Annotated in this window: 2 protein-coding genes; one reads left to right on the top strand and one right to left on the bottom strand. The window is 59.3% G+C overall.

Annotated features, from left to right (window positions below; translation table 11 throughout):
- Window positions 1-620 precede the first annotated feature (620 nt).
- Entirely contained in the window at window positions 621-2,783 is a 2,163-nt protein-coding gene (locus tag E8A46_RS11850) for a TonB-dependent receptor (protein WP_291560706.1), read from the bottom strand.
- A gap of 319 nt (window positions 2,784-3,102) precedes the next feature.
- Here E8A46_RS11850 and E8A46_RS11845 point away from each other — a divergent pair, with 319 nt between their 5' ends.
- The gene (locus tag E8A46_RS11845) at window positions 3,103-3,918 is read left to right on the top strand and encodes a substrate-binding domain-containing protein (RefSeq protein ID WP_291560704.1); all 816 of its coding nucleotides are present in this window, start codon (window positions 3,103-3,105) and stop codon (window positions 3,916-3,918) included.
- The last annotated feature ends 249 nt before the right edge of the window (window positions 3,919-4,167 follow it).

Raw genomic sequence — 4,167 nt, 5'->3', positions numbered from 1 at the left:
GGTGAAGGAGAAGGCCGTGCAGGACGCCAAGGCGCGTTACGCGCAGCTCGCCGTCGATCTCGCCAACCCGCCGCCGGCGCCGCGCCAGATCGCGGCGGAGTAGGCGTTCCGCGGCGGCGGATTAGAGCGTTTTCCAGCGAAGTGGACCCCGGTTCGCGTAAAGAAAACGCGTCAAGACAAAAAGCTAGCCAAAGCCGCTACCGCCCGCCACCGGGTCGGCGCGATTCGGAGTAGCGTTCGGGGTACCTGTTGATAAATCCGACGTTGGTGCGGCTTGTTACCTGCGATTTGCCGCTTTCTCCGCGCAGAATTTATCGCACCATCTCCCGCCTGACTGTTTGCATGCGGCAACACATTTTTCCATGTTGTAGCCTCCCTTTGCGCTGGAGGTGCCTTGTGCCTGTGCTGCTGAAACGCCAATAGCATTCGATCCTATCAGCGTCAGTGCGGCAATGGTCGCTAAAATCCGAAGCATGGGAAATCCTTTCCATCAAAGAATGACGAGAGCTTAGGTGCCGGGTCGGGCCAAGTTCAAGCCCAATTGCCGCCAAGGCTGGTGTTTTTGGGCTGCACGCCGCGAGGTCCGAAACGACCAAAACGGTGAGGGCGGACAGATCATCTCATAAAGTCATCTGGAGACTGGCCATGTAGGTTCGTGTCGTCCCTAGATAAGCGGTGTTGGCGCCGGGGCTTCCTACGATATTGCCGTCGGCAATCGACGAATAGTAAAACACGTTGCCGACATTGAGCACCTGAAAGCGCATCGTCACGATGTGCTTGTCGAACGTCCTTGTGGCGCGAATTCCGAGATCGAAGGTCGCATAGGCCGGCGCAAACGAATTGTTGATATTGGTTGCCGCCCGTGTGCCTTCGGCATGAAAGGCGCCGGTCAGCGCGAAGCCTTGCAAAAAGGCGGCATGATAGTCCAAGGCAACATCGCTTTTGACGACGGGAACCCCGACCACCAGTTTGTCGTTGGTCGCAGCGACGCCGGTGTCCAGCAGCCTTGCATCGATCCAGGTCACGCCGCCGAAGGCCGACAGGTCAGGGGAGATATCGCCCTGCAGGAAAAACTCGGCGCCGTTGTTGCGTTGGGTGCCGACCACCGCGAAGATGTTTTTGATCGGATCGGTTTCCGCGAGCGGGCGCGTCATCTGAAATAACGCGAAGGTGGCGAGAAGCCGCGGCGTGATCGCGTATTTGAGGCCAACCTCGTACTCCTGGTCGTGATACGGCGCAAGAAACACATTTTGATTTTTTGTCCCGGTGGGGGCTTGCTCCCCCTGTTCGACACTTTTGGCGAATGTGGCATAGGCCGTGAGCTGCGAGGCGGGCTTGTAAATCAGGCTGACGGTTGGACTGACGACGCCATTGGCGTCGTTCGGGTTGATGACAGCGCCGGTCGTTGTAAAACTTGCTGAATGCAGGAAAGACGTGCTGACGACGCCTTGCACCGCCCACTGGTCGTTGAAATGGAAGGTGTCGCCGGTGATGATCGTCTGGTTGGACAGAGTGGCGGATTCGTATTGGCCACCACCATACGGGATAGGTTTTGTCGGCAGTACCGCGGGGGCGGCCAGGTTTGAGCTGCCGAGCGGCGTCATGATGGAGTTTCTGTAGGAATACTGACCGTTGAAAAAGCCGTTGGTCCCGATCGTCACTTCATTTCTGAAACCGAACAGGTCGAAACGGCCGTTCAATGATGCGCTGTTGCTGGCGATGGTGAAGTGCGGAACGGCGTTGAAGTTTTTGGTGACCGTATAATTCCCGAGGTTGTCGGTCAGGGTGTTGGTGATGCCGAACAGATTGCGCACGGCATCCTGATAGAGGGCGCCAATTTCAATGTTCCAGTCGTTGTTGATCTCATGCTTGACCTTGACGAGACCGGTATCGGTGACGAGATCCGGGCCCGCGCCGGGTTGTCCGTAACCAAGCCTGGTCGAATCGACGGCGTTGGGCAGCACAATGTTCGGCTTGCCGAAATAAACGATGCTGCCCGGCAGGCCCGTGACGTTGGTCTGGTAGTGGCTGAAGTCGGTTTCGACGACGGTTCGGTCGCCGATATGAAAATCAAGGGCGCCGCTCGCCAGCGTGCGGTCGGTATGGCTTTGCGGAGCATAGCTTTCGCCCTCGCCATGAACGACATTGAACCGATAGCCAACCTTGCCGTCAGGCGTGCGTCCGCCCGCATCGATGTTCTCGGTGAACACTGAATTCGAATCGAAACCCTGCGTGTAGCTCGCGAACGGCGCGTCCGTCGGCCGTTTCAGGGTGTAGTTGAACACGCCGGCCGGGGTGGCCGGTCCGTAGAGCGAGCCGGCAAGCCCGTTCAACACCTGGATCCCGGAAAGATTCTCGGCTGGAATAGCCGTTGTGCCGATAATATTGAGGCCGTCGAGCCGTGTCGCCTGCACGACGCTGCCCTGGAAACCCCGCGACTGCGGACGGGACACCTCAAAACCCTGCTGGTTCCTGATCTCGACCGAGGGAAGGTAGCGCAGCGTATCGTTGACCGTCTTCAATTGCAGGTTTTCGATCAGATCCTGGGGGATCACCGTCATCGAGAACGGCGTGTCGAGCAGTTTTCGGTCTCCAAGCGGGCCGAGGCTGACGGTTCCAGTATTGTATTGCGGGCTCGTCGCGGCATTGTGGACGCCCGAAGTGGAGGTCGCGCCGGCAGCAGCGGGCGCTGGCGGAGCGGCGACCGGTCGACGCGCCGTCCGCTTCTTCTTATTTGCTGCACTGTTTTTCGGAGCAGCCGACTGATCTTGCTGACCAGTCACCGGTTTTGGACCGTAAATCGTGACCGGCGGGAGGGGCCCTTGCTGAGCGCAGGCAACATCCACGTTCTCAAACGCCAAGCTTGCCAGCAGGACGCCGGTCGCTGCCGCATATCTCATCACTATAGCCCCGCTAAACTCTCTCAAAAACTCTGGATTGATAGCGGTATCGATCGATATATCGCAGTGTGAAGGTCTATTCGGAAACTGCACCTTGCACAACACAAGCCGTCGCGTTGAATGGGCGCGTATCGCAAGCATACAGTGATCTGGAAATCGTATCGGGCGATTGAAAAATCGAAACAACACTCTGGAGACTTTCATGCAGCGTAACGTCTTTTGTCTCGTGGTCGCGTTGGCGACCCTTTCGGCGCCGGCACGCGCGGACTCCTTGAAGGTGATGAGCGCGGGCAGTCTCCGCGCCGGGCTTACGGATCTGTTGCATCGCTTTCCGCTTCAATCCGACACGGTGGATCCACCGGAGTTCGGATCCTCCGGATTGATGCGTCAAAAGATCGAAAACGGTGCGGCCGCCGATATTTTTACGTCGGCAGACATGGAGCAGCCGCGCCGGCTCGCGGCGGGTCATCCTGAACGCATGGTGATCCATTTCGCGCGCAACAGCATGTGCGCGCTCGCCCGTCCGAACCTGGGTCTCACTCAGGCCAACTTTCTCGACCGGCTGCTTGACCCAATGGTGCGCATTGCGACATCGACGCCGGGTTCCGATCCGCTGGGAACATATAGTTGGGAAGTGTTCGCGCGGGCGGACGCGCTCAAGCCGGGTGCGCGCGCGACGCTGGAAGCGAAGGCAAAAAAGCTGGTCGGAGGCGGCGAGAAGACGCCGCCGCTGGTGCCGGGAAAGGGCGCCGTCGAAGGAATTTTTCTCTCCGACCAGGCCGACGTCATGCTGATTTATTGTAGCGCGGTCCCGGCGCTGCAAAGCGAGATGCCGTCCCTCACGTCGATCAAATTGCCTGCGACCCTCACGGTTGAACCGGCGGACGGACTGGTGATCCTCGACAGCAAGCCGGTCGCGCTGCGCTTCGTTGCATTCGTGATGTCGGAGCAAGGTCAGGCCATTCTGGCCAGCCACGGATTCGAGCCGGTCGCGTCGGTCGCGCCAGCCCGGCCGTGATGCAACATTCCACCGACGTGCCTAGGCATGTTGGTTGTTTCGCGAAGTCGATGGGCTGGCGACAGCGCTTGTTTTGCCCGTCGTGCCATTGTGCCGCAGGCGTCATCATTGATCTGCCCCCCAAATCACCGGCAGAATCCCCTCCGTCCTGTCCCGCAAGAGGGGCGTTGGCCATCGTCACGAACGTTGGGGCGGGATGCGGTGGACGCGAACCACGCTACTGACGAGAGCGTGTGCTTGCGGACGGCG

It is taken from the genome of Bradyrhizobium sp. (assembly GCF_004799445.1).
Classification (GTDB): Bacteria; Pseudomonadota; Alphaproteobacteria; order Rhizobiales; family Xanthobacteraceae; genus Bradyrhizobium.
The sequence above is the reverse complement of the archived record's forward strand: the minus strand, read 5'-3'. Positions and strand labels throughout refer to the sequence as shown.

Bases quoted from the DNA above. Each gene is read 5' to 3' on its own strand.
- E8A46_RS11845 (WP_291560704.1), top strand. From the start codon at position 3,103: ATGCAGCGTAACGTCTTTTGTCTCGTGGTCGCGTTGGCGACCCTTTCG.